This window comes from Arsenicibacter rosenii, from assembly GCF_001870735.1.
In the GTDB taxonomy this organism is placed as follows: domain Bacteria; phylum Bacteroidota; class Bacteroidia; order Cytophagales; family Spirosomataceae; genus Arsenicibacter; species Arsenicibacter rosenii.
Genome location: NZ_MORL01000023.1, coordinates 1 through 25,562 on the forward strand (window position 1 = coordinate 1; position 25,562 = coordinate 25,562).

Consider the following 25,562-nt stretch of genomic DNA (forward strand, 5'->3'; position numbering starts at 1 on the left):
AGATTAACTATCTCGCAACTTGGATTATGAGTATATTAATCAGGGACGTCTGCAAGCCCGTAAGATTGGCAGGCGAACACTGATCCTGAAAGAAGACGTAGAAGCATTCTTGGCCGGGCTTGAAAGGTATTAATCAGATTTGTGTTGTTTTCGGCCTAAGTTGGTCAGGTAATCGGCCCAGTCCTGCATCATAATCTTACGTTTGTCCAGAAATTGAGTCCGGTCGTAGGCCCCACGTAGAGAGTTACTGGGCTCGTGGGCGAGTTGTTTTTCAATAATCTCGCTTTCATATCCTAGTTTTTCGCGGATAGTGGTCCGTGCCAATGCCCGAAAGCCGTGAGCCACCATCTTTTCGCCAAACCCCAGAAGTTTAATGGCTTTATTGACGGTCGCATCGCTCATGGGTTTTCGGTGGCTCACCTGTCCCGGAAAAACCCATTCGGTTTCAAGATACTGTAGTTCCTTTCGTTGTTCCTGCAAAAGGGCTATTACCTGTTTACTTAAAGGGACAATGTGATCCCGCTTCTTTTTCATTAGTTCAGCCGGGATGATCCAAAGCCCTTCGGCTAGATCCATATCCTGCCATCGGGCCATCCGAATTTCTTTCGGACGACAAAACGTATAAAGCGAAAGCCAGACCGCCCGGCGGGTTCGCTCAAATAGCCGGGCTTCGTTACGCTCCAGGGCTTTAATAAAATCCGGTAGATCTTTTTCCGTCAGCGTTCTGAAATGCTCGACCTGATTGATTTTCAGGGCTCCCCTTAAATCAGCGGCACAGTCCCGTTCGCAACGGCCCGTAGCAATCCCGTACCGAAAAATCTGGCCACAGATCTGGCGTGTCCTCGTCGCAATATCCAATGCGTCCCTGTTCTCGATTTTACGCAGGCAATCGTTTAGTAATTCCAGCGGAGTAATCTGAGCAATGGGGTGAAGGCCGATAAAGGGGTATACATTTAACTCCAGACCCTGTTCAACTTTCCGGTAGTAGCCCGCACTCCAACGGTGCTTGTTTTGTGCCATCCACTCCATCGCGACGGCCTTAAAGGTGTTTTCCGCTTGGCGAGTCAAGGCGGCTTTTTCGTTTTTGCGAATGGTAGTCGGGCTTTTATGCTGGAGAAGAAGCTTTTTAGCTTGATGACGTTCCTGGCGGGCTTCAGAAAGAGAGACAAGCGGATAAGCCCCAAAAGAGATTCTACTTTCCTTACCCAAATGACGGAATTTTAATCGCCATAACTTTTTACCGGAGGGTAACACTTCCAGATAAAGGCCATCCCCATCAAATAACTTATAGGGTTTATCTTTAGGCTTAGCCGTTTTACAAACCAGATCCGATAATTTCATCTTGCCCCCACTTGCCAAAAATGCCCCATTCCATGCCCCCACTTTGCTGTGATTGGCCCCGTTCATGGGTGGGCACTTACAATCACCCATGAACGCAAAACCCTTTATAGCTCTAGGATACAGCGGCTCTGGATGGATGTCAACAACTGGACGTGAACTGGGAAATGGCAGGGGCAGCAGGGATCGGTTCTGTCTTATAACTAATTGATCGTAAAGGGATTTTTTTTGGAAAATATTTATAAGGCCCCCAATTCTGCCCCTTATTTTAATTGGCTATTTCCCATTCCAGCCACTTCTCATCGTTTTTTACCTATAAAGTCTATCTTCTTACTTTGAAGAAACTTTATAAGCTCACCATTTTCAATCACATCGAAAGCTTTCGACTTCGCGTCGTTTAGGCTTTCGTATGGAGTTGTACTTTCCAAATCGTGAATTTTTAGATAAAAAAACGTACAGTATTCTCTTATTTCAATTTCAAAATGGCTTTGCTTAATTGTGAAACAACCATTTCTTATCTTCCATCTTTTAGAGCTTATAAATCTTTCCTTCCTACCTTTAAAGCTGGTTTGCGATTCAATTAGGTTAGATGCAAACGTCGAATCTGTTAGTTTATCACAACAGTAAGTACCGACTTCAATAGTCCCCCATTTTTCATGATAAATAACAAATATATATCGGACTGATGATCCGCAATTTTCGCAAGTTCCGATCAAGTCTTCTAAATCTTCATCACCAATATACTCCCACCCAAACTGCGGCTTTATAAGCCCATGTTCAGCAGCATGACAGCCTTTGCAGAGCGTCTGGCAGTCCTCTGTTGGATATTCCCAAGGTTTTCTGCCCTTAATGTATTTTTTATGATGGACTTGCAAAATGACTTCATTTTTATGTCTTCCGCATTTAGTGCACTTATTTCCATCTAGCTCTATGATTTCATCCCGGAACTCTTTCCATTGGTTCTTTCTATATAGTGACATGATATATTATAATATCGTCCTAGAAATAACTTAACTAAAGGAATTAATTGCCTGCTATCGAAACAGGCTCATGAACCATTCCCAGAAACCTGTGCGTATTGGCTTCTCTTGCGTGGTAGATGGATTTGTTTCTTCTTTAGGAGGTTCGAAGAAGTCCTTCTTCCGTTTCATATCTTCTTCTCTTCCTAGACGAATTTCTTTTTCATTCCAGCGACCTGCAAAATCTATACGGTTATTTGTGATCCAATAGTGAGATTTACATTCAAAGTTCCAGTTGCCTATGGACGGATGCAGGGAAACGGACTTGCCGTCAAAGGTTAGTTTCCAATCCGTAGGAGATAGGGGTGTAACCACTTCATTGCCACAGCCACACACGCATTTGTGTATGGCTGTGCAGTATTCAATAGAGATATACAAAACCCCTTCAGCAATATTATCAGGAATAAACTCAACGAATTTATACTGTAACATCTTCGTTAAAGATTTTGGATACGCCAATGGAATAAGAGCAATGATGTTCGTTTTCTAAATCCACATAAAACCCACTAAACTTTTTCCATTTCAAAACTGCTAAAACAGCATTGAACGCATTAAGTTCAGCAATCTGAATATTGGTCACATATTCATTATCATCAGAATCTTCTGAGAAAATACGAAGCGGTAAATGATCGCTTTTGCCTCGGTTGGCAGAAGTAACTCTAACGGCACCCGTGAGCTTGTCGTCTACAACATTAACACCAAGGCCTACATCAGAAAAAGCTACACCCATACGTACCAGATAATCGGTTATCATCTTTCTGGCAGCATTCTTATCAACGCATACAAACACGTAATCCATTTCATCTAGATCTTGTAAGTTCTCTTGTCTTACATAATAATCGTGTATATGGATGAACTTGTGTATGTTCGAATATAACCTTTGGTAGTAAGTCGCTTTTTGAGGGTTCTCATTTAAGTCATCCAAAGAGGCTGCACCCGGAGAACGAAAGGCATTGTGCTGGTCAAAACTGTCTCCATCGAACAGATGAATTTCCTTTACAGGAGTTTTCGCAACCAGATCCAGAATATACGCACCGGTTCCACCTAAACCAATGATGGCTACCCGCTGTCCTTCCAGTTTCGCATTAATCACTTCGATATTGGCCCGACTAGCATTGGTATCAATATATTGAAATACCGTTTCATTAGTACTGTCCGCGATTACCTGAAAGGTCTTTTCGGTTACGGATGGATCGAGGTATTTTGCAGGTGCAGTAATGATGTCAGCGTATCGCTTGATCTTTTCATAATAATCCGGATATCCGTTAACGGGCTTGTTCGAGAATGACCGATTCACCGTAATTTGGTTGTTCAGAATCGAAATACCGTTACTATGCTGAATTGAAGAAATGACCGAACCATCAATTTCGCAGGGGTTGTCTCCAACAAAATGAATAACATGCGTATCGGGTGCCCCCGTACGAATGTCGCCGATTAACCTAAGCGTGCTAACCAATATCCCATATTGAATCTGCTTATTCTGATCGACAAATGGCACGTGGTGGACCAATAAATGTCCACCACGTACTTCGATCTGATAACCTTCATCTCTGAGACGCTTTAAGTCTGGACTATGATTTATCAGTTGCTGTGACATCGAATACCATTTTATTTTTGACGCGAACAGTCGATCCTTTTACCAAGGTACCTTCTGGCTTTGGCTCCAAGCCTCTGCAATAGGTCACGGTATAACCCTTATCAGGGTTATTATCATAAACTCCAAAAGCCAAAACAACCACCTGCTCGAAGGATATCGTTGTTTCCTGCCAGGTCTTTTCACGAGCATTTACGATTAATGTAACTTCTACCGATCTTTGCTTAGAGAAAAAACGCTCTTTACCAGGACGAGCCAAATCAACCACTTCATCATCAAGTATCTGGTCATCTTGCCACCCCTCCTTTATGTCTAAGAAGATATCATTATCTGCTGATATATTCCCCAGCTCTCGAATTTGAATGCCTCTGATGTACTGCTTGTACCAAGTAAATGGCTGACCATTGATGAAGAAATGTAATTTTTTCTTCACAAAGAAATATTCTGTTTCTGGACGAGCCAGATTTACCGATTTCTCATTTTCAATCAGTTCATCCTGATATGGCTTGCTGATAGACAAGAACAACTCGGTTTCCGGCGGTATGCCAGCGATTTGTTTTAATTCTGCTCCAGTTTTATATTGATCGAAAGTTTCAAATTCCTTTCCTTCAATGATGAACTTCAGAGGTGTTTTCGGATGAGGAGCATGTGAAGCACCCTCTAGAGTACCTAAATTCATTTTGATTTTAATTTGATGTAAAAAATAAATTTTTGTCGCATATATCCTTTCAGCGACGATCCGGAACATTCCGAACCAAGTCGTTTTCGTCTTTGCAATCGAAAATTTATTGTTTTGACACCAAGCCTTCCTTACTCCCTAATGAGTAAGAAAGTTTAAAATCATCCAAAGCTTGCTTGTTTCAGATAAAGGAGGTAGTTTTCTGGGGCCAAACAGTTCTACCGAAAGCCGTGCAAAGGCTTTTGTTTCCTTTACGGAATTAAGCCAGGTGATTTTCGCCTGGTTTTTTATTTACTAACGGGTTATTTACATTAGTGCTTCTCGTCTTTTATAGACCTCGGATCATTGCCCGGCTTTACTGTATCGCTATCCCTTATTGGACCACCGTTTGCCCGATGAATCCTAACTTCGCCGCCGCCGTTGTTCGACGAAAATTGCTTAGCAAGCTGCTCTGCTTCTTTCTGTGTGCTGACAATGGCAGAGGCCTTCTTTCCGCCTTCCTTTTGGACGTTCCAGCTATCCTGCCCCTTTTTCTGTGTCACATGATAATTAGCCATAGAATCTATTTTTAATTAAACTCTTGATACGACCCGTGCCGCTGTTTTTATATCGACTGCTTGTACTCCTAGAGATTGAAGCATTTGCCGCATATCATTGAAAACAGGCCTTTCACTATCAGGGTCCGAAATGGTCAATATAGCGGTAAATGGAACGCCTGTAATGGGAATGGATACTCCGTCACGGGCCAAATATTCAACGTCCAAACTCCAGTCTGTTGTAGGCCCGACTCCTTTCGGGAAAGTTTTTTCGTACACCTTCACTGGGCTCCACTTAAATGAATGTTCGATCTGGTCCTTTTCAAATAAGCTACCATCGCCATCGTCCGGTGTATAAACTGCACTTAAGCGTCCTAAATATTTTCCGTTCTTTTGAAGCTGGCGCAAGGCTCCATCAATATTGATACGGACGAATTCAGAGCCATATCTGTGATCGAACCTTGGCGTACTGACAATAGTAAGACGGGCATAGCCAAAGCACTTACCATCGCGTACCAGACTCGAAGGCCAGGGAAATTTAAAACTCATCTTATGACCACTTATGGCTCTACTAGCAAAAACCAGTGTGATAGCTGAAGAGGAGCCATTTAGAATCTCTTCAGATCCATTAGGGATGCCAAATCCTACCAGATGCTTAGTTACACTTTGTAAACTTCTATCATTCAAAGAGTCCGGCAATACAGCGTGATGGATGCCCAAACCAATTAGGGTTTCCCTTGAAACTGTACCTTCAATAGCATGATCAAGACTTGCCAAAGTCTTCGCCACATTCGGTGCCGCATAGCTAGTGCCGCAGCCATCAACTATTTGTCCCGTTGCATCCAAGGACAGTAACCCGTGCCCAAGGGTGGCATGACGTGTCCCCGCTCCGCCGATATGAGCCAAATCCGGTTTAAGACCGACCCGAAGCCCTGGGCCTCTACAACTGTAATTGCTCAAGGCTAAAGGGACGATACCATCGACGCGAGGAGGGTTAAGGGCGGATACACTAACATTCCGGCAACTTTCCGCTGGTTTTTTTATGGTATCATTCCTAGAGGACGCTAGGATTTTTAATGCCTCAAAATGGTCCGAAGGCCACTCTTTCCGCATATCAATCGGTTTAGTATTACCGGCTGAAATGACAAATATCACATCATTTTCTTCGGCAATTTCGTCTAAAATCTGGGCAGGAAGGCTATATCCTGTCGTAGAAGCGTGCTCCTCTATGTTCAGGCTGAAATTAAAAATCCGGACACCTGTTCTTGCTTTCAGCTCCTGAACCGCGATCTTTAACTCATTAAAAAACTCCAGCGGTTTTGAAAAATAAGAAGCGTATCGCCCCGGACGTGGTAATATGTCCAAGTCAACAATCTTGCAGCCATCCACTTCTCGGCAAATAGCGCTTCCGTTAAGGGTTTGCCCGACAATAGTAAGCCCTGCTATAAATGTTCCGTGATTTTCATCTTTATCTGAAGGACTGATCAACCCCCATTTATCCTCAATCCAATTCCCATAAATATCCGATACTCCGCCATCAACCACACATATTTTGGGATAGGATGCATTATCCACCATGTCGGGGATCGAAAAAGAATCTCCCTTCTTGGGTACAGTTGTGGTTTCACTTTGTGTGACAATAGGCGGAAGGGTGATTTTCTTTACCAGTGGATGATTATCCAAAAAATCTAACAAGGTGGCATGTTTATCTACAGCCAAATCAATTTCTTTCTTCTCTCCCGTCTTATTTACCGAAGAAGAGTAGGGTGACAGTTGGATTACGGGTAACGAGTGGCTTCTTTCTAGTTTTACGCCAAAAATAACAGCGGCCCCTAGGCCAGTAGTGACTCTTGAAGCGAATAAGCCGTTACCTAGCTTTTCCAATCCCTCAAAAAAGCTCTTAAATAGGTCGAGTTTATAACTGTCCAATAAATCCCAGTCCTGTCTGGCCAGTGGAGCTTCAAAAAGTTCAACTATGTAAGATCCACTCGTTTGAGGATTTGAAAGCCACTCTACTGCCTCTTTTACAGAAAACTTACGCTTGTCACTGGCAGTATAGGGGGTAATTTCCTGAATTGCACCGACTTCGCTTCTCAACCTGCTTGGGTGCGGTTCAGTTTTCCCGTTTTTCTCTTTGTATCTCGTCTCAGGTTCGGCCTGGCCTACCTTTTTGTTTACTTGGTCTATGCTTTCCGGTGTAAGCTCAATGAATAACTCGCCTAACTCGCCTGCACCAATTACTGGAGCAACGTCTCGTTTAAATAGTTGTGAGGTTGGACGATGACTTTTAGCTAAAGCCGCCTGCTTTAAGGTCACTTTAGCATAGGAAATCTTCGCAAACCTGCTTACCAGTTGCATACTCTTGATTTCGTCGAGCTGCTTCTGGAGATTGTCACGATGCTGAACGAATTCCAAGTCGCTTCCAGCAAAAAAGTCCTTGGAAGAACCGCCACCTCGGTTGTCCAATGCTTCTATGAAGTCATTAGCGTTTAAAACTATCTGAACAGGACTATTTGCCATGGCTTAAATTTTATCGGTTTCCTTGAACTTCGCTAATTGCTTACTGAGCGATGACTGTGTCATACCAAATAAAGGTGCAATGTCTTTTTGCTTGAAGGAATACGTCTTGTCATTTAGCAGCATCGCAATAAAATCTTCATCACTTCGCAGCATGATATTCCTTTTGCCGGCATTTACCCTTCCCGAATTGAGCAAGGCAAACTGCTTCATAACAGCAACAAGGCTACTTTCCTTTTCCAAAACAAAAGCCCTCTTTAACCACTTGGACAGCATCTCTGCGTCTGCCCCTGAAGAGTCTTCGATACACCACGCCAGAAATTTGATTTCGATTTCACTGAATTCTAAAGGAGCCAAGAATATTTTTAGCAGGTGCATCATTGTTTCCGGAGAAGGCTTCAGGATTTCAACCTGAATATCAAATCTTCTCCAAATCGCAGGATCTAGCAGGCTTTCATGGTTGGTTACACCAATAGTAAATCCCCTTTCATGGCGGGAATCTAAGCTTTGCAGTAACGTATTGACAACCCGCTTTACTTCACCTACCTCCTGAGGGTCATTTCGCAACTTAGCGATTGCATCAAATTCATCCAGCAAAAGCACGCATTGGTACCGGTTAGCAAATGCAAACAAATTCCCGATATTTCGTGATGTTGTTCCTAAAAACGACGACATTAACCCTTCAAGCCGGGCCAACACCACAGGCAAACCTATCTGCTTTCCGATCCATTTCGCCAAATGCGTTTTCCCTGTTCCCGGAACACCGTAAATCAAACACGAGCTTGCTGGCGTGGCATTAATTTCTAAAAGGAGATCAAACTTCATCCATTCACTCACAATGGATTGGATTGCCAGCCGAATATTATCATCAAATACAGGCATCTCACTGGGGAGATCTGCCGGGAAAAAGATTTCTGCCAAAGGAGTAGATGTTTCCTTATCAACCGGAACAGGCGTTCTTATCGTAAGCTCTTCCCCTTTGGAGACGACAAAGGACTTCTGAATTTTGCTGGGAGACATATCGATTCCTGCTTTAGCAGAAGATAATAATCCCTCTAGTGATTTCGCCTCTTTATCATACCCATCCTTTTCCAGACTCTCTTTTAATCTATTAACCTGATGCACAACAGCTTCATTGGGATTCACCAAGGCTGATCTACACAAAGCTTGTATGATGCTGAAGTATTTTAACATGTCTAAGATCTTATCGTTGAATATTCACTCGTAAATATAGCATTGACATTCCAAATATCAAACAAAAATTTCCATTATTAGAATAATTTTTCCCAAAAATTGATTTTAGTTTCCTTATTTGAGCTTATTATTCTAATTTTTGCAAGTGCTTGCCTGGTTACCACCGCAACATAACTTCACATATAACACCGGTTTGAAGTGCCAGAAATACTATTCCATCTCAAAAGAGATGCAAATAGAACATCGATAATGATATCCAAGTCAATAGTATCAAATGGAAACAGAATGAAGATCCCTTCTCAAATTCACTATTCGAGACTTAGCGACAGCAAGTAGAAGGATGAGCTTTCGTAGGCGGATGCACTATCTGTACTTAAACAGATAAATTTGATGGGACACTGGAATGCATACAATCCGCCATAATTGGATTTCTTAATATTTGAATCAAATAATTCTTGTGCAAATCTTGTGCAAATAAAAAAGCCACTCACTGCGTTTAGCTGTAAGTGGCTCATTATCAGGCTCCCGAAGCTGGGCTCGAACCAGCGACCCTCTGATTAACAGTCAGATGCTCTAACCGACTGAGCTATTCGGGAGTGTTACTTAATGTGGGTGCAAAATTAAGCGTCGATCCTATATCAGGCAAGTGTTTCGTTGAAAAAATTTCAAAAAATTAGCTGTTTCCTTAAAAGAACTTGCTTATCAACGACTTACACCCAACTTTTTTTTAACGATACATGTCCGGACGATGCGACGGTACGTTGTTTAAAATCAACTCCTTGATCCGGCGGGCATCCCCTTTCGTGAAATTCTTGATCACAATCTCCGGCCGGGCACGCGGAATGACCCGGATCGTCGAGAAAAAGAGGCCGTTGTCGATCTCTACCCCCGAAATATCTCCGTAAAAAACAAAGTTGTCGGTTCCGCCGATCAGCTTCCGGACACGGAATGTTACCCCCTTATCATTAAACTCAACCACGTCGCGGTTGATCGGGTCTTTAAAACTGCTTGATTTGAATATCTCAGCCATGTTCGTTCTAATTTGTAGTTCGGAATGCGATTCCGTACATACCAGCTATTTGGGTAAATAAATGATCTTTTTGGTGTCAAAGAAAGGCTCTTCGAAGTATTCCGTCAAGTCAAACATCTTGTATTTGTCAGAGACTTCGGCCAGTTCTTCGGCTAAGTCGCCGCCTTTCAGGTATAAAACCCCGTTTGGTATCTCGTTGTTGCCCTTCTTATGGATTTTATACCGTACCCACCCCATAAACGGTTTCAGGCGGGTTACGGCACGGCTGACCACAAAATCATAGGTGGTGTTCAGCTGTTCAACACGCTGCTGCTCAGCCCGTATGTTGGTTAGCCCCAGGGCCTGCGCGACTTCTGTAACAACTTTAATTTTCTTTCCGATACTGTCGACCAGGTGAAAATCGGACAACGGAAACAAAATCGCCAGCGGAATACCCGGAAAACCTCCGCCGGTGCCGACATCCAGGATTTCGGTGCCTGGTACAAACTGCACCACTTTACCAATCGCTAACGAATGCAGGATATGCTTTTCGTATAAGCTGTCGATATCCTGCCGCGAAATTACATTGATCTGCGCGTTCCAGTGCCGGTATAACTCATCCAGCGCCGCAAATTGTTCGCGCTGCCGGGCCGTCAGTTTCGGAAAATATTTCTCTATTAATTCAACACCCATCTCTTTCTCTACCAAACAATTTTACGACGCTTTGTAAACAGCACAATTAACCCCATGAAGGAATAATAAACGGCCAGCATCACGTCCATGAAACTAATTACACCCCAGTGTACGGTATGGGCCAGCCGATAACTGATACGCCCTACTACTACCCAAAAGGCTATCAACCGCAGCAAAAATACACCGGTAGCGCCAATCAGCAACGGATTCATCAAGGCATCAACCTGCCCGGTAAGCCCGAACCAGAGCGCCCAGAGCCCTACCGGTAGCCCCAGCAGCCAGCTAAACACATGCGAACTTGTCAGCAGGCCCAGCCGCCACTTGTGCCCTGGCTTGTAGAACCGCCCTACGTTCAGATGCCGTCGTTTTTGCCGCCGCCACTCCGACCAGGTTTCTTTCGGAATCGACCATACAAAGGTATCCGGATTCAGCGAAACCACGGTATTATCGCCGTTGGCCACCTCGTTCATCAACAGATCATCGTCGCCGCCCATAACACTCAGGTGCGTATAAAAACCGCGGTTATCGAAAAACAATTGCTTACGGTACATCAGATTCCGGCCAACGCCCATGTACGGCCGCCCCGCTAGCGCCAGTGACAGGTACTGGACAGCCGTAAAAAGCGTTTCGCTGCGGATCAGGAAGTTCAGGAAGCCCGAACGACGGAAATAGGGCGAGAAACCCAGCACAATACTTTGCTGCGATGACCGCCATTGGCCGATCATCCCCGAAATCCAGTCCGGTCCTTCGGGGCGGCAATCCGCGTCGGTCAGCAACACAACCGGATGCAGTGCCTTTTTCAGCGCAATGGTCAGCGCGTATTTTTTCGGCGTTACATGCTCCGGTGTATGTTCGATGTGAATAAACCGGACACGCTGAAACGTTTCGGCTTCTTCTTTCAGGTAATCGTGTGTGCCGTCATACGAACGGTCATCCATTACCAGTACCTCGTAGTCGGGATAGTCCTGCGTATCCAGAACCGGTAACAGTTCTTTCAGGTTTTCCTGTTCATTCCGGGCAACGACCACCACCGTCACAGCCGGCCGGTTTTTAGGTTGCTCCGGCGATTCATCCTCGTACCATGCCGTACGGGCATACACAAAAAAAATGTAAACGAGCTGAGCAAAAAGTGCTAACAGCCAACAACTAAGCAGAATGGTCAGTATCAACGATCTTGTAAAATTTGGTCAATACGCAGCAACGTTAACAGATTATGGCCTGTTGGCCAAAGTGGTCGCAAATATACGTCTTCGTACCGGAAAACCCTGTAAATCCGTAACTTTGCGCCCCGATTAACAGCGATACGTATGACGTTTTCGATATCTGCCCATGATCCGCAGTCAAAAGCCCGCACCGGCATTCTGACAACCGATCATGGCCCTATTCAAACTCCTATTTTTATGCCTGTCGGTACGGCAGGTACGGTTAAAGCCGTTCATCAACGCGAACTGGAACAGGACATTAAGGCCGAAATTATTCTGGGAAACACCTATCACCTCTACCTTCGTCCAGGTCTCGACGTACTGAGTAAGGCCGGTGGTCTGCACCGCTTCAATGGCTGGAATCACCCGATTCTGACCGATAGCGGCGGTTATCAGGTGTATTCACTGTCCAATACCCGTAAAATCCAGGAAGAGGGCGTGACGTTTAAATCACACATCGACGGCTCAAAACACCAGTTTACGCCCGAAAATGTGATGGATATTCAGCGAACCATCGGTGCCGACATCATCATGGCCTTCGATGAATGTACGCCTTATCCCTGCGACTATTCGTATGCCCGCCGGTCGATGGAAATGACCCACCGCTGGCTCGATCGCTGTATCGACCGCTTCGACAGTACCGAGGGCCACTACGGCTACCGGCAATTCCTGTTTCCGATTGTGCAGGGCAGTACATACCCTGATCTGCGAAAGCAGTCGGCCGAAGTGATTGCGTCGAAAGAGCGGACCGGCAACGCCATCGGTGGCCTTGCTGTCGGTGAACCGGCCGAAGAGATGTATGCGAGCATTGCACTAGTCAATGAGATTTTACCGGCCGACAAACCGCGCTACCTGATGGGTGTCGGTACACCGGCGAATATTCTGGAAGCCATTGCGCTGGGTGTCGATATGTTCGACTGCGTAATGCCGACCCGGAATGCCCGCCACGGTATTCTCTTTACGACAGAAGGTGTGATCAATATCAAAAACGAAAAGTGGAGCCGTGATTTCAGTCCGGTTGATCCGGGGCTGGAAGGTTATGCCAGTCAGTTTTACACAAAAGCCTATTTGCGGCACCTGATTAAGGCCGAAGAACTGCTGGCGGCGCAAATTGCCAGTATCCACAATCTGACCTTTTATTTGTGGCTGGTCCGGCAGGCCCGTGAGCATATTGCTGCCGGTGATTATGTGAGCTGGAAGAACGAAATGGTTGTGAAGCTCATGCAGCGGTTATAAAATACAACTCCCCAGGGGTTTAAAACCCTTGGGGAGTTAGCAAGGCTTCTCTTACGCCTTCTTCGAAAACATCCGCAACCGGATCTCGGTCAGGCGGCGCTTGGTATCGAGCGGAAAATCACCTTTCAGTATCCAGTCATAAAAGGATGGTTCTTTCTTAAGCACATCCAGCACGGCGACGCCTTTATGCTTACCGAAGTTAAAGACCTCCACCCCTTTATCGTTATAGATCATCCGGCCTGCCAGATCAACAAAATTATTGGCCGCCAGATTATGTAGAAAATCAACATCATTGGCAAATGTCACCTCACGGCCGGCTTCGTCCTTTGTTGCCAGCCCTTCGTATTTCTGTACCTGCGCATTCAGCACTTCCAGCGTAGCCATTGTGTCGGCCTCAGCGCTGTGGGCGTTCAGCAGTTCTTTTCCGCAATAAAAACGGTAAGCCGCCGACAGGTTCCGTGGCTCCATGAGGTGGAAAATACGCTGGGCATCTACCAGACGCCGGTTTTTCATGTCGAAATCGATGTTGGCACGTAAAAACTCTTCAACCAGCATCGGCACATCAAACCGGTTAATATTGAATCCGGCCAGGTCGCAACCGTCGATAAACTGGGCTAGTGTACGGGCTACTGACTTAAATGGCTGGGCATCTTTTACATCATCATCATAAATCCCGTGAATCAGGCTGGATTCAAGCGGAATGGGCATTCCAGGGTTAACCCGCTGGCTTTTGACAATGACCTCTCCATTGGGCATTGCTTTAATAAAACACAACTCGATGATCCGATCTTTAGCAATGTTAATACCGGTGGTCTCCAGGTCGAAAAATGCCAGAGGTTTTCTTAAATGTAATTGATGCGTCATATCTTCTGTCCGAATTTAGGGACGATACCTGCAAAGGTAGAAAAAAACGGGGGGTGTTCGGCAAATTCAGATAAATCGCTATCTTGTCAGCCAAGGCTCAAATGACCATGACCGACAAAGAACGTATTGAACGACTGGAACTCCGCTGCGCTGAATTTATGCGCTGGCAGGATGAATACACTGCCCACCTGACACGCACCAACGACCGCCTCATCATGCTTGAAGCCCGGTTAGAGAAAATGATGGCTCTGCTTGGGACGACCGCCGAGCAGCTTGATGCCGATTTGCCCTTATGGGAGCATACTACGTTTTTGCTCCGTCAGCTTGCCCAGCGCCAGAATTAACAAAAAAGCCGATACCCTGTGCAGGTACCGGCTTCTCTTTGACCCGTAACGGGCCATTATAGCTTCGAGAAATCGAATGTTTCCAGGAATGCCGTCGTGAACTGGCCTGACTGGAAGCCAGGGTCGTCCATGAGTTTGATGTGGAACGGAATCGTTGTTTTGATCCCTTCAATGACAAACTCCTGCAGCGCCCGCTTCATCCGCGTAATTACCTCTTCGCGCGACTGACCCGAAACGATCAGCTTGGCAATCATGGAGTCATAATTCGGCGGAATGGTATAGCCCGCATACACGTGGCTGTCTACCCGTACACCGTGACCACCCGGCATGTGCAGGTTGGTAATTTTGCCCGGCGACGGACGGAAACCGTTTGCCGGATCTTCGGCGTTGATCCGGCACTCCATTGCGTACAGTTTCGGCGTGTAGTTACGTCCTGAAATCGGCACACCGGCAGCTACTTTAATTTGTTCCTTAATCAGGTCAAAATCAGTCACTTCTTCCGTAATCGGGTGTTCTACCTGAATCCGGGTATTCATTTCCATGAAGTAGAACTTGCCGTGCTTGTCGACCAGGAATTCGATGGTACCGGCACCTTCATAACCGATTGCCTGAGCACCGGCAATGGCAGCCTGGCCCATTTCTTCCCGAAGTTCCGGCGAAATAATCGGCGACGGGGTTTCTTCAACCAGCTTCTGATGACGGCGCTGAATCGAGCAGTCGCGTTCGGACAGGTGGCACACTTTACCGTACTGATCACCAACGATCTGAATCTCAATATGGCGGGGCTCTTCAACGAATTTTTCCAGATAGAGGCCATCGTTACCAAATGCGGCACCGGCTTCTACCCGTGCATCATTCCATGCCTTATCGAAATCCGCTTCGGTTTTGATAATCCGCATCCCACGGCCACCGCCACCGGCAGTTGCCTTGATAATTACCGGATAACCCATACCGGCTGCCAGGCGCTTGCCTTCCTCAACCGACTCCAGCAAGCCTTCAGAACCAGGAATAACCGGTACACCAGCTATTTTCATCGTTGCCTTAGCCGTTGCCTTATCGCCCATGGCATTGATCTGCTCGGCCGTTGCGCCGATAAACTTAATGCCATAATCGGCGCAGATCTGCGAAAATTCAGCATTTTCAGACAGAAACCCGTAACCCGGATGAATGGCGTCTGCCCCGGTCACTTCGGCTGCCGAAATAATGCTCGGAATATTCAGGTATGACTGCTTACTGACCGGAGGACCGATGCAAACAGCCTCATCCGCAAAACGAACGTGCAGGCTATCCCGGTCAGCGGTCGAATACACAGCTACCGTTTTAATGCCCATCTCACGGCACGTCCGGATGATCCGCAGTGCAATCTCGCCCCGGTTGGCGATTAATATTTTCTTAAACATAATGAGTGAATTAGCGAATGAGTGATTGAGCGAGGAGTGAAAAGCCGGTAATGGCCAATAAATCACTTATTCGCTCAATCACTCATTCACTCATTAGATTAGATAGGTTCAACAAGAAACAATGGTTGATCGTATTCTACAGGCGTAGCGTTTTCGACCAGCACTTTTACGATACGACCTGAGATTTCAGATTCGATTTCGTTGAACAGCTTCATGGCTTCGATGATACAAACCACTTTTCCGGTTTTGATTTCGTCACCGACTTCCACAAATGAAGGGTTATCCGGACTGCCGGAGCGGTAGAAGGTACCGATCATCGGCGATTTGATGGTCAGATAGTTCGACGTGTCTGCTTTAGGAGCCGGAGCAGCGGCAGGAGCCGCCGGGGCTGCTGTTACAGGGGCAGGAGCCGCAGCAGGGGCAGCCGCTACCGGAGCAGGAGCCGCCACAACGGCAGGGGCAGCGACAACGCTACTGTAACGCTTAACACTGATTTTCAGATCATTCGTCTCGATATTTACTTCGTCAAGACCAGACTGAGAGATAAAGTCAATTAGTTTCTGAATGTCTTTCGTATCCATGAATTTCAGGGGTTAGGGGGCTGAGGTTTACAAGGTTAGCAATTTATACAATTGCCGTTAATCAAGAACCACTATCCCCTATTTTACACGTTCAACGTAATCGTATGTACGGGTATCAACCCGGATTTTATCACCTTGTTCGATAAACAGCGGTACACTGATCATAGCACCGCTTTCGACTTCAACCCGCTTCTTAGGACTGTTAGCGGTGTCCCCTTTAATGCCTGGTTCGGCGTATGTTACTTCCAGTTCAACGAAAGGCGGCAATTCACAGGTAAGCGGAACTTCCGTTTCGGCATTGACCAGAATTTCAACTTCCTGGCCTTCTTTCAGCAGGTCAGCACCGCTCACCATTTTTTCGTCGATGTTAATCTGATCGAACGATTCCTGATCCATGAAGTTAAAACCAGCCTCATCCTTGTAAAGATACTGGAACTTCCGGCGTTCAACCCGGACCGGATAAATCGTTGCGCCAGAGTTGAAGGTATTATCGATAACACGTCCGGTAGTAAGGCTTTTAAGTTTTGTCCGCACAAAAGCGGCACCTTTACCTGGTTTTACGTGCTGGAATTCAGTAATCTGGAAAAGATCGTGGTTGTAATTGAGAACCAATCCATTACGGATGTCTGCGGTCGTTGCCATAAAACTTGTTTACGATTTTCGGTTTTCGTTTGACGATTTCAGATGGTACAACAGAAGTGTTTGCTGCGTATCTGTAATCAGTTAATAGGCCCATTTTACATAAACGGCACCCCAGGTAAACCCGCCGCCAAATGCCGCCAGAATAAGGTTATCTCCTTTCTTCAGCTGCGATTCGTAATCGAAGAGGCAGAGCGGAATGGTGGCTGCGGTTGTGTTACCGTATTTATGAATGTTGAGCATTACTTTTTCAGGACCGATGTTCATGCGGTTAGCCGTGGCATCGATGATACGCTTGTTGGCCTGGTGAGGTACCAGCCACGCGACATCATCACCCTTCAGGCCATTTTTTTCCATGATCTCGGCCGATACATCTGCCATGTTTTTCACGGCAAACTTGAAAACAGACGGCCCGTCCTGATAGGCATAGTGCCACCGTTTTTCGACTGTTTCGTGCGTAGGCGGATAGCGGCTCCCGCCTGCCTTCTGAAATAAATGATGTTGACCAACCCCATCCGACCGGATAATGGAGTCGCGGATGCCGAACTCGCCGGTCGTTGGCTCGAGCATAACTGCCCCTGCGCCATCGCCAAAGAGAACACAGGTGGTCCGGTCAGTATAATCAACAATTGACGACATTTTATCGGCGCCGACAACGATGATCTTTTTGTATTTCCCGGTTTCAATAAACTGGCTGCCAATAGTCAGGGCATACACAAACCCCGAACATGCAGCCTGAATATCGAAGCTGCCGATATTGCGGATACCGGTCATATCGCAAATCAGGTTTGCGGTAGCCGGGAAGACAAAATCAGGTGTTGTCGTCGCGCAGATGAGCAGATCAATCTCTTCGGGTCTGGTATTGGTTTTAGCCAGCAGCCCTTCAACGGCTTTTACGCCCATGTGAGAGGTGCCCAGGCCTTCGCCTTTTAAAATATGGCGTTCTTTAATACCTGTGCGAGAGGTAATCCATTCATCATTTGTATCGACCATACGCTCTAATTCAGCGTTGGTTAATACATAATCAGGTACGTAACCATGTACTCCGGTAATGGCCGCTTTACTCGTCATCATAGGCTCGGGAGGGTACTATCAAACAGAAGAAAGTCAGGTTTTTTCTTATCCGGAGACGTGAAAACACAGACAACCGGCAGCGGTACTGCCCGTTGTGCCTTATTTTTCCGACTTACCAGATACACCTTCATTACTAACTTAACGCCTGTGCTATTTTGGTATAGGCATCCGACTCTACCTGCCGGATTGCCAGATTAATCATATTTTTGATAGCCAGCGCCGACGAGATTCCGTGTGCGATGATCACGTTGCCATTGACGCCCACAATCGGGCTGCCTCCAACGGATTCGTAGTTGGTTTTGGCGATGAAATCATCCTGAATATCCCGTGTTCTGGCTACGTTATAAAACGATTCACCGAGCTTGAAGAGTGCGTTTCCGGTAAAGCCGTCCGTCACGATAACATCGGCTTTGTTGGTAAACATATCTTTCCCTTCGATATTACCGATAAAGTTGATCCGGCGGTTTTCTTTCAGCAACTGGTGCGCTGCCTGCGCCACAAGGGATCCTTTCTGCTCTTCTTCGCCGATATTCATCAGGGCAACCCGCGGGCTGTCGAGCTGGAACGTATACTGAGCATAAATTGACCCGAGTTCACCAAACTGCGCCAGTACTTCCGGCTTACAATCGGCATTTGCCCCAATGTCGAGCATAACGGCATAACCACCGGCCAGCTGGGGTACAAATCCGGCAATACACGGGCGCATAACGCCTTCGATTGCCTTCACGCTAAACAGCGCACCGACGTGCATCGCCCCGGTATTACCGGCACTACAGAACGCCTGTACCTGTTTTTCTTTTAAAAGCTTAAACCCAATTCCGATACTGGAATTGGGCTTCTGAGAAAGAGCTTTGGTGGGGTGCTCACCCATTCCAATAACCTCGTCTGCATGGAAAACCGTGATCGGGCTATTTGCCGGCGTTTCATACTTTGCCAACAATGCCTCAATTACCGGCTGATTTCCGATCAGTACAAGTGTTACCCCTTCCGGAAGCCCGGACTTAGCGGCCATGGCCACTCCTTCGACAATAGCATCAGGAGCGAAATCGCCACCCATTGCATCTATGGCAATTTTCATTGACTTTTTGCGTCGTGCCGCCCGGCACGTTTGTTAAAGGCTACGAATAATCGCATAAAATTAGTAGGTCGGGAACAATAAAAAAGCTTTTACTCTCATCTTTTGGTTTGACAAAAGCAAAACCCGGCCATATCCTCTATACAAGAAAGATGCTGGATACTAAATGTGAGATGGGGAGAAAGTCTTCGTCATCTTACATTTGGTATCCAGCATCCAATATCACTCGCCTTATTTTTACATGAATCTCAGAGCAATTAAGCTGCAGGAGCGTAGTTCTCGATGATCATCTTGCCTTTGTAATACAGGTTCCCCTCGTATACGTGGGCATGGTGGCGCTCATGTACTTCGCCTGTTGATGCGTCTGTTGACAGCGTTACGGCTGTTGCCTTATAATGAGTTCTCCGCTTATCGCGACGAGTGCTGGAATGACGTCGTTTGGGATGTGCCATTGCTTTGTTTCAGTTATCTAAGTTTTATAGTTGTATAGTCGTATAGTTTTCTGCTTTCTGAAAAACAGTACAACTATACCGTCTAATTATTATTAAGTTTCCGAAGCGCTTCCCAACGCGGGTCAACCGGCGACTGGTCGTCATCTTCAGGTTCGTCCGTATCCGAACGATAGATTAATTTCACGTCACTTTCCGGATCGTCATCATGCTCGTCTTCATCCCGAAAGCGCGGATGAAGCTTTTTCATCGGCAGTGAAATACCAATGAATTCGAAAATGTACCGGGCCACATTAACCGTAGCCGTATTCCGTTCGATCAGCTCAATTTCGTCGGTCAGTTCTTCGTTATGATCCGAAAACTTCAGCAGCAACAGGTGCCGGACATCAATTGGCTCGTCGTACAGATCAAGGCTGCGATCGCAGGTTTGCTCGACAGTGCCGCGGATATGAAAATACAGCCGGATCATTGTCGATGATTTATCGAGCGTCAGATGTGTATGTACAGTACCTTTCGTAATTAGCTCCTGATCAAGCGCTTCCCAGAAGGCATCGCCCGATTCAAAGTCATACTCGTACCGTTTTTCTTCCAGCCCGATAATATGAATGTCGTATTTACGCAACTCGTTCACCACAGTCTTCCGCTAATAAGGCCGCAAAGATACGAAATCTTTTTGACCATGGAAAGAATTTCCGAAAAACTACGGATTAAACTCCTTATTAATCAAGAGAATTCTTATTAGCACCGGTTTATTTCCCTGATGGCTTTATTTTTGTAAAATCGTTTTTGTCCGGGAGCAATCCGCGTGAGGCCCGCTACTGCGTTTTCTCTTGTATTTTCCGGACATCGGTACAAATTTCAAGCTGCATGGTTTCGAAAACATATAATCCCAAAGACATTGAAGAAAAATGGTACCAGTATTGGCTGGATAACCAGTTTTTTAAATCAACTCCCGATGAGCGGGAGCCGTATACCATCGTCATTCCGCCGCCAAACGTAACGGGTGTCCTCCACATGGGTCACATGCTGAACAATACGATTCAGGATGTCCTGATCCGGAAAGCCCGGATGGAAGGTAAAAATGCCTGCTGGGTGCCGGGTACCGACCATGCCAGTATCGCTACCGAAGCGAAGGTAGTTGCCATGCTGAAAGAGCAGGGTATCAATAAACATGACCTGACGCGGGAAAAATTTCTGGAACATGCCTGGGAATGGACTCATAAATACGGCGGTATTATCCTGAAACAGCTTCGTAAACTGGGGGCTTCCTGCGACTGGGACCGGACACGCTTTACGATGGAACCGGCTCTCTATGATTCCGTTATCGATGTGTTTGTCGACCTTTACGAAAAAGGCCGGATCTACCGTGGTGTACGGATGGTTAACTGGGATCCGCAGGGGCTCACGGCCGTTTCCGACGAAGAGGTAATCATGAAAGAGGTGCAGCAAAAGCTCTCTTACATCCGGTATGCGATCGAAGGCAGCGAAGGTGAGTTTATCACGATTGCGACCGTCCGGCCGGAAACCATTATGGCCGATGCAGCAATCTGCGTTAATCCGAACGACGAGCGGTATAAGCATCTGCACGGCAAAAAAGCCCTGATTCCGCTCATCAACCGGGCAATCCCGATCATTACGGACGAATACGTAACGATGGATTTCGGTACGGGCTGCCTGAAAGTAACCCCTGCCCACGATCAGAATGACTACGAACTGGGCGTTAAGCACAAGCTGCCGGTCATCGACATTCTGAACGACAACGGTACCCTGAACGAAAAGGCACAGATTTTCGTCGGCATGGATCGTTTTGCTGCCCGGAAAGCCATTCTGAAAGAGCTGGAAGAAAAAGGCGATCTGGTAAAAACCGAAGAATATAAATCGAACGTGGGTTTCTCTGAACGGACCAATGCGGTCATTGAGCCGAAACTTTCGTTGCAGTGGTTCCTGAAAATGAAAGACATTTCGAAGCCAGCCTTCGATAATGTCATGAATGATACCATTCAGCTGGTTCCGCCGAAGTTCAAGAATATGTACCGGGCCTGGATGGAAAATCCGCACGACTGGTGTATCAGCCGCCAGTTGTGGTGGGGACAGCAGATTCCGGCGTTTTACATGCAGGATGGCACCATCATCGTAGCCAAAAATAAGCGGGAAGCCCTTCGCAAAGCCCAGCGCGAACTGCAGTTATTTGCGCTTACCGAAGCCGACCTGACGCAGGACGAAGACGTACTCGATACATGGTTCTCCTCCTGGCTATGGCCAATGTCGGTATTCGACGGGCTGAAAGATCCGGACAATGCGGATATTAAGTATTATTATCCGACCAACACGCTCGTTACCGGTTTCGATATTATTTTCTTCTGGGTTGCCCGGATGATCATTGCCGGTTACGAATACAAAGGACAGAAGCCATTCAGCAGCGTATATTTTACGGGCATGGTACGCGATAAGCTGGGCCGTAAAATGTCGAAGCAGCTCGGTAACTCGCCGGACCCGCTGGTACTGATTGAGCAGTACGGAGCGGACGGTGTCCGGACGGGTATGCTATTCAGTTCGGCAGCCGGTAATGACCTGTTGTTCGACGAAAAGCTGTGTGAGCAGGGCCGGAACTTTAACAATAAGCTCTGGAACGCCTTCCGTCTGGTAAAGGGCTGGTCGGTTATTGATGGCGACGCAAACGGGTTAGCCGTACAATGGTTTAGCTCGAAACTCAGCCAGACGCTGGTGGAGGTAAACGACCATTTCGAAAAATTCCGGATTTCCGATGCGCTACAGTCCATTTATAAGCTGATCTGGGATGATTTCTGTTCACAATATCTGGAAATGATCAAGCCGGGTTTCGAGCAGCCAATTGACCGGGCGACCTACGAGGCTACCATTCATTTCTTCGAGCAGCTGATTTGTCTGGCGCATCCGTTTATGCCGTTCATCACCGAAGAAATCTGGCAGGAGATTCGTGAGCGACAGCCGGGCGAAACAATCTGTCTGGCTCCGTTCCCGCAGGCGGGCGGTGTTGAAGAAGCCTTACTGGCCGGTTTTGACCTCCTCTTCGACGTTGTGACCAACATCCGGAATATCCGGAACAGCAAGCAGATCAGCCCTAAAACGCCGTTGCCACTGGCGATCAAAACCGGTACCCCGGACCGGTTCAAGCCTTTTGAGAGTCTGATTGCTAAAATGGCGATGGTTTCCGGCGTTTCATATGTATCCGATAAAGCCAGCGGTACGTCATTCGTTATCAAGGGAGATGAGTTCTTTGTTGATATAGCGGGTGAAATTGACGCCGGGCAGGAGGCTGCCAATCTGGAAAAAGAACTGACGTATTCGATTGGTTTCCGCGACTCAGTGCTGAAAAAGCTGTCGAACGAGCGGTTTGTGGCCAACGCTAAACCCGATGTTGTTGAAAAAGAACGGCAAAAGCTGGCTGATGCTGAGGCAAAAATTAAAGCCTTACAGGAAAGCCTGGCTACATTAAAGTAAGTATATTGAAAGCCCGGTCTGCAAACCGGGCTTTTTCTTTCTGTTACAAAATCATTTTTTTACACACACCCTTACTTTTATTACAATTTTTAAATAATTAATAGTACTCTTGTAAGAGGGTTTATGAAATTAGAAGCTAAGGGAATTACTTGTTACCTATGAATAAGTGCGTTTTTCTGGACAGAGACGGGGTTCTAAATGAAGATCGTTCTGATTACGTGTACCGCGTTGAGGACATGGTTATTCCTGCCGGCGTGGCTGAAGGGCTGCGTTTGTTAAAAGAAGCCGGTTACTTATTGATTGTTGTTACCAACCAAGCGGGCATTGCTAAAGGGCTGTATACCCGCGATGATGTCATGCGTTGCCATAATTATCTACAGGATTGCTGCGGGAACCTGATTGACGATATCTACTATTCTCCGCATCACCCGGATTATACCAGCCGCTCGCTGACACGGAAGCCGGACTCGCTCATGCTGGAAAAGGCTATCGCCAAATACAACATTGATGTCGCTCATTCATGGATTTTCGGAGATGCCTTGCGCGACATGCAGGCGGGTAAGCGGGTTGGTGTCCGTACGATTTATATCAATCACCGGATTCCGAACCAGCCGGCAGTGGCCGATAAACACGCCACTGATTTACTGGAAGCCTCAAAACTGGTACTCGAACAGTAATAAAAAATCAGCCGCCATCAGAAACAGATTGTTTCCGGTGGCGGCTGAGCTAGTGACGGAGGCAGTACGGTTAAGCTCTGTGTTGCGCTGTTTGTGTGGCTTTCTGCGTTGTGCCATAAGCCGGACAAGCCCCTTTACGGGCGCAGGCGCTCATAGTCAGAACGGCAAGAAGACTACCCAGAATTAGCATCTTTTTCATATTGTCAGTCTTTTTCAATTAACGCTTCCTGTTCTTCTCTTTCATCAGCGGCTTCGGTGGCATCAAGCTCCGTTGGTCCGGGTTCTGCGGAATTATAACCGAGGATCTTCAGCATTACTTCACTGTTCTGCTCAGGCGCAAATAGCCGGGTCCGGAAATTACCGTTTTCGTCTTTGTCGACAATAACGTGCTGCGGTGCCGGCACCAGGCAATGCTGAATCCCGCCGTAACCGCCCAACGATTCCTGATAAGCACCCGTGTGGAAAAAGCCCACATACTGGTCTTCTGCTTCCTGATCAAAAATCGGCAGATACAAATCGGCACTATGCGCTTCCGTATTATAAAAGTCATGGGAGTCGCAGGTAAGCCCGCCCAGATTGACTTTCTGGTACGGATTGTCCCAGTTGTTTACTGCCAGCATGATGTATTTCTGCCCAAGGCCCCACGAATCCGGCAACTGCGTAATAAACGACCCGTCGATCATGTACCATAACTCCTTATCGTTCTGAAGCTTCTGATCAATGATGCTGTAAATTACCGCCCCGCTTTCGCCTACCGTATAGCTACCGAATTCGGTAAAAATATGCGGTACAGGCACATTGTTTTTATTACAGATCCACTGAATACTCTCCACAATCTGATCGATCATGGCCTGATAGTCGTACTTAAACTGGAACGACGTCTGAATCGGCAGACCACCACCAATGTCAATTGAATCGAGATCCGGGCAAATTTTACGCAGTTCGCAGTACTTATACATAAAACGGCTCAGCTCGCTCCAGTAATATGCACTGTCTTTAATACCGGTGTTAATGAAGAAGTGCAGCATCTTCAGCTTAAATTTCTTGCTATGCTGAATTTTGCTGCGGTATAATTCATTAACATCGCTGTATCTAACCCCTAACCGTGATGTATAGAACGCAAAGTTTGGTTCCTCATCTGTAGCAATCCGTATGCCAAGGTTTACGGTGTCTGCCGTTACGGCCGACTCATACGCTTCAATTTCTTTCAGATTATCGAGAACCGGAATGCAGTTTGTAAAACCGTCGTTGATCAGCTCACTGATATACTGGGTATATAGCGGGCGTTTATAGCCGTTGCAGATTACATACGTGTTCTGGTTGAGTTTGCCCATGCTGTGTAATTCCCGGATAATGGGAATATCATAGGCCGACGACGTTTCGATATGGATGTTATTCTTCAGTGCCTCGTCGAGCACGAACCGAAAATGGGATGACTTCGTGCAATAACAGTACGTATATGTCCCTTTGTAGTTATGCCGTTTCATGGCATTCTTGAACAGCAGCTTGGCATGTTCGATATGCTCCGTAATTTTCGGCAAATACGTGAGTTTAAGCGGCGTACCGTATTCCTTAACAATGTCCATCAGTGGTACATTGTTGAACAACAGTGAGTCGTTCTCAACGTTGAATTCTAATGTCGGGAACTCAAACGTCTGGTCAATGAGGTCGTAGTAGGTCTTCATCCCTTTGTCCGGCGCATAAAATAGGCAGTCCGCTTGTGCGGTCGCGTTTTGTAAGTCCTAAAAAAAGCTTGCGAAAATGGCAGAAATTTAGCTATAAAGCAATACCATTTTTGTATATAGAGACAACATAAAAATACCTTTTTTTGATTCTTTCCGCGCTAAAAAATAAAACGCGTTCTTCGGTTTTCTATTTTTTGACAGCCTCATCCCAACCTTATGCCCTTGTTGGGAATCCGTTATTAATTATAATAATATCATATTTTTTTTCGTAATTACG

At 46.4% G+C, this 25,562-nt stretch carries 26 protein-coding genes and 1 tRNA gene; 5 read left to right on the top strand and 22 right to left on the bottom strand.

The window, feature by feature from the left end; all coding sequences use genetic code 11:
* The first annotated feature begins 19 nt into the window (after window positions 1-19).
* Window positions 20-133 carry a helix-turn-helix domain-containing protein gene (locus BLX24_RS34100; RefSeq protein ID WP_083422161.1) on the top strand — a complete coding sequence of 38 codons (114 nt, stop codon included), beginning with the start codon at window positions 20-22 and terminating at the stop codon, window positions 131-133.
* Here BLX24_RS34100 and BLX24_RS24745 read toward each other — a convergent pair.
* The 12 genes from BLX24_RS24745 to BLX24_RS24800 form a co-directional block, all read right to left on the bottom strand.
* The gene (locus BLX24_RS24745; RefSeq protein WP_218160719.1) at window positions 130-1,407 is read right to left on the bottom strand and encodes a tyrosine-type recombinase/integrase; all 1,278 of its coding nucleotides are present in this window, start codon (window positions 1,405-1,407) and stop codon (window positions 130-132) included. The two genes, BLX24_RS34100 and BLX24_RS24745, sit on opposite strands and share 4 nt — an antisense overlap.
* Before the next feature lie 230 nt (window positions 1,408-1,637).
* Complete coding sequence (locus tag BLX24_RS24750) at window positions 1,638-2,318, bottom strand: HNH endonuclease (RefSeq protein ID WP_071505911.1); 681 nt, start codon at window positions 2,316-2,318, stop codon at window positions 1,638-1,640.
* A gap of 54 nt (window positions 2,319-2,372) precedes the next feature.
* Complete coding sequence (locus tag BLX24_RS24755; RefSeq protein WP_071505912.1) at window positions 2,373-2,789, bottom strand: ubiquitination-like system serine protease family protein; 417 nt, start codon at window positions 2,787-2,789, stop codon at window positions 2,373-2,375.
* Window positions 2,776-3,954, bottom strand: a complete 1,179-nt coding sequence (locus tag BLX24_RS24760; protein WP_071505913.1) for a ThiF family adenylyltransferase — start codon at window positions 3,952-3,954, stop codon at window positions 2,776-2,778. The genes BLX24_RS24755 and BLX24_RS24760 overlap by 14 nt, the downstream gene beginning before the upstream one ends.
* Window positions 3,929-4,699, bottom strand: a complete 771-nt coding sequence (locus BLX24_RS24765; protein ID WP_229201891.1) for a multiubiquitin domain-containing protein — start codon at window positions 4,697-4,699, stop codon at window positions 3,929-3,931. Before BLX24_RS24765 ends, BLX24_RS24760 begins: the two co-directional genes overlap by 26 nt.
* Window positions 4,700-4,941: 242 nt before the next feature.
* Window positions 4,942-5,187: a DUF2188 domain-containing protein gene (locus BLX24_RS24770; RefSeq protein WP_071505914.1), complete on the bottom strand. Its 246-nt coding sequence runs from the start codon at window positions 5,185-5,187 to the stop codon at window positions 4,942-4,944.
* Between the two features lie 15 nt (window positions 5,188-5,202).
* Window positions 5,203-7,686: a S8 family peptidase gene (locus tag BLX24_RS24775; RefSeq protein ID WP_071505915.1), complete on the bottom strand. Its 2,484-nt coding sequence runs from the start codon at window positions 7,684-7,686 to the stop codon at window positions 5,203-5,205.
* A gap of 3 nt (window positions 7,687-7,689) precedes the next feature.
* Complete coding sequence (locus tag BLX24_RS24780) at window positions 7,690-8,877, bottom strand: AAA family ATPase (RefSeq protein ID WP_071505916.1); 1,188 nt, start codon at window positions 8,875-8,877, stop codon at window positions 7,690-7,692.
* 522 nt (window positions 8,878-9,399) lie between these two features.
* Window positions 9,400-9,473 (bottom strand) — tRNA-Asn (locus BLX24_RS24785).
* A gap of 131 nt (window positions 9,474-9,604) precedes the next feature.
* On the bottom strand, window positions 9,605-9,907 hold the full coding sequence (locus BLX24_RS24790; RefSeq protein ID WP_071505917.1) for a hypothetical protein: 303 nt from the start codon (window positions 9,905-9,907) through the stop codon (window positions 9,605-9,607).
* A gap of 45 nt (window positions 9,908-9,952) precedes the next feature.
* The gene (rsmG, locus tag BLX24_RS24795; protein ID WP_071505918.1) at window positions 9,953-10,579 is read right to left on the bottom strand and encodes a 16S rRNA (guanine(527)-N(7))-methyltransferase RsmG; all 627 of its coding nucleotides are present in this window, start codon (window positions 10,577-10,579) and stop codon (window positions 9,953-9,955) included.
* 8 nt (window positions 10,580-10,587) lie between these two features.
* Window positions 10,588-11,748 (bottom strand): glycosyltransferase, encoded by a 1,161-nt coding sequence (locus BLX24_RS24800; RefSeq protein ID WP_071505919.1) that lies wholly within the window; start codon window positions 11,746-11,748, stop codon window positions 10,588-10,590.
* Window positions 11,749-11,886: 138 nt separating this feature from the next.
* Between BLX24_RS24800 and tgt the strand changes: the two genes are divergently transcribed.
* Window positions 11,887-13,017: a tRNA guanosine(34) transglycosylase Tgt gene (tgt, locus tag BLX24_RS24805; RefSeq protein ID WP_071505920.1), complete on the top strand. Its 1,131-nt coding sequence runs from the start codon at window positions 11,887-11,889 to the stop codon at window positions 13,015-13,017.
* A 51-nt stretch (window positions 13,018-13,068) separates the two neighbouring features.
* Here the strand turns inward: tgt and BLX24_RS24810 are convergent, their stop codons facing one another.
* The gene (locus BLX24_RS24810) at window positions 13,069-13,881 is read right to left on the bottom strand and encodes a 3'-5' exonuclease (RefSeq protein ID WP_071505921.1); all 813 of its coding nucleotides are present in this window, start codon (window positions 13,879-13,881) and stop codon (window positions 13,069-13,071) included.
* Between the two features lie 107 nt (window positions 13,882-13,988).
* On the opposite strand from BLX24_RS24810, the gene BLX24_RS24815 reads away from it, so the two are divergent.
* The gene (locus tag BLX24_RS24815) at window positions 13,989-14,225 is read left to right on the top strand and encodes a hypothetical protein (protein WP_143092798.1); all 237 of its coding nucleotides are present in this window, start codon (window positions 13,989-13,991) and stop codon (window positions 14,223-14,225) included.
* Between the two features lie 56 nt (window positions 14,226-14,281).
* Here the strand turns inward: BLX24_RS24815 and accC are convergent, their stop codons facing one another.
* The 7 genes from accC to BLX24_RS24845 form a co-directional block, all read right to left on the bottom strand.
* On the bottom strand, window positions 14,282-15,625 hold the full coding sequence (gene accC / locus BLX24_RS24820) for an acetyl-CoA carboxylase biotin carboxylase subunit (protein ID WP_071505923.1): 1,344 nt from the start codon (window positions 15,623-15,625) through the stop codon (window positions 14,282-14,284).
* A 98-nt stretch (window positions 15,626-15,723) separates the two neighbouring features.
* On the bottom strand, window positions 15,724-16,206 hold the full coding sequence (gene accB / locus BLX24_RS24825) for an acetyl-CoA carboxylase biotin carboxyl carrier protein (protein ID WP_071505924.1): 483 nt from the start codon (window positions 16,204-16,206) through the stop codon (window positions 15,724-15,726).
* 78 nt (window positions 16,207-16,284) lie between these two features.
* Window positions 16,285-16,848 carry an elongation factor P gene (gene efp, locus BLX24_RS24830; protein WP_071505925.1) on the bottom strand — a complete coding sequence of 188 codons (564 nt, stop codon included), beginning with the start codon at window positions 16,846-16,848 and terminating at the stop codon, window positions 16,285-16,287.
* Between the two features lie 81 nt (window positions 16,849-16,929).
* A complete protein-coding gene (locus BLX24_RS24835; RefSeq protein WP_071505926.1) occupies window positions 16,930-17,919 on the bottom strand; it encodes a beta-ketoacyl-ACP synthase III in 990 nt (329 codons plus the stop codon).
* Between the two features lie 133 nt (window positions 17,920-18,052).
* Complete coding sequence (gene plsX / locus BLX24_RS24840; protein ID WP_071505927.1) at window positions 18,053-18,997, bottom strand: phosphate acyltransferase PlsX; 945 nt, start codon at window positions 18,995-18,997, stop codon at window positions 18,053-18,055.
* 254 nt (window positions 18,998-19,251) lie between these two features.
* Window positions 19,252-19,446, bottom strand: coding sequence for a 50S ribosomal protein L32 (gene rpmF, locus BLX24_RS31805; RefSeq protein ID WP_083422162.1), 195 nt, complete (start codon window positions 19,444-19,446; stop codon window positions 19,252-19,254).
* Between the two features lie 82 nt (window positions 19,447-19,528).
* Window positions 19,529-20,074 carry a YceD family protein gene (locus BLX24_RS24845; RefSeq protein ID WP_071505981.1) on the bottom strand — a complete coding sequence of 182 codons (546 nt, stop codon included), beginning with the start codon at window positions 20,072-20,074 and terminating at the stop codon, window positions 19,529-19,531.
* Window positions 20,075-20,310: 236 nt separating this feature from the next.
* Between BLX24_RS24845 and BLX24_RS24850 the strand changes: the two genes are divergently transcribed.
* Window positions 20,311-22,923 (top strand): valine--tRNA ligase, encoded by a 2,613-nt coding sequence (locus BLX24_RS24850; RefSeq protein ID WP_071505928.1) that lies wholly within the window; start codon window positions 20,311-20,313, stop codon window positions 22,921-22,923.
* A 158-nt stretch (window positions 22,924-23,081) separates the two neighbouring features.
* Window positions 23,082-23,600 (top strand): D-glycero-alpha-D-manno-heptose-1,7-bisphosphate 7-phosphatase, encoded by a 519-nt coding sequence (locus BLX24_RS24855; RefSeq protein ID WP_071505929.1) that lies wholly within the window; start codon window positions 23,082-23,084, stop codon window positions 23,598-23,600.
* A gap of 70 nt (window positions 23,601-23,670) precedes the next feature.
* Here the strand turns inward: BLX24_RS24855 and BLX24_RS33940 are convergent, their stop codons facing one another.
* Together BLX24_RS33940 and BLX24_RS24860 are read right to left on the bottom strand one after the other, a co-directional pair.
* A complete protein-coding gene (locus BLX24_RS33940; protein WP_262483000.1) occupies window positions 23,671-23,799 on the bottom strand; it encodes a hypothetical protein in 129 nt (42 codons plus the stop codon).
* A 4-nt stretch (window positions 23,800-23,803) separates the two neighbouring features.
* Window positions 23,804-25,285: a type III PLP-dependent enzyme domain-containing protein gene (locus BLX24_RS24860; RefSeq protein WP_071505930.1), complete on the bottom strand. Its 1,482-nt coding sequence runs from the start codon at window positions 25,283-25,285 to the stop codon at window positions 23,804-23,806.
* Between the last annotated feature and the right edge of the window lie 277 nt (window positions 25,286-25,562).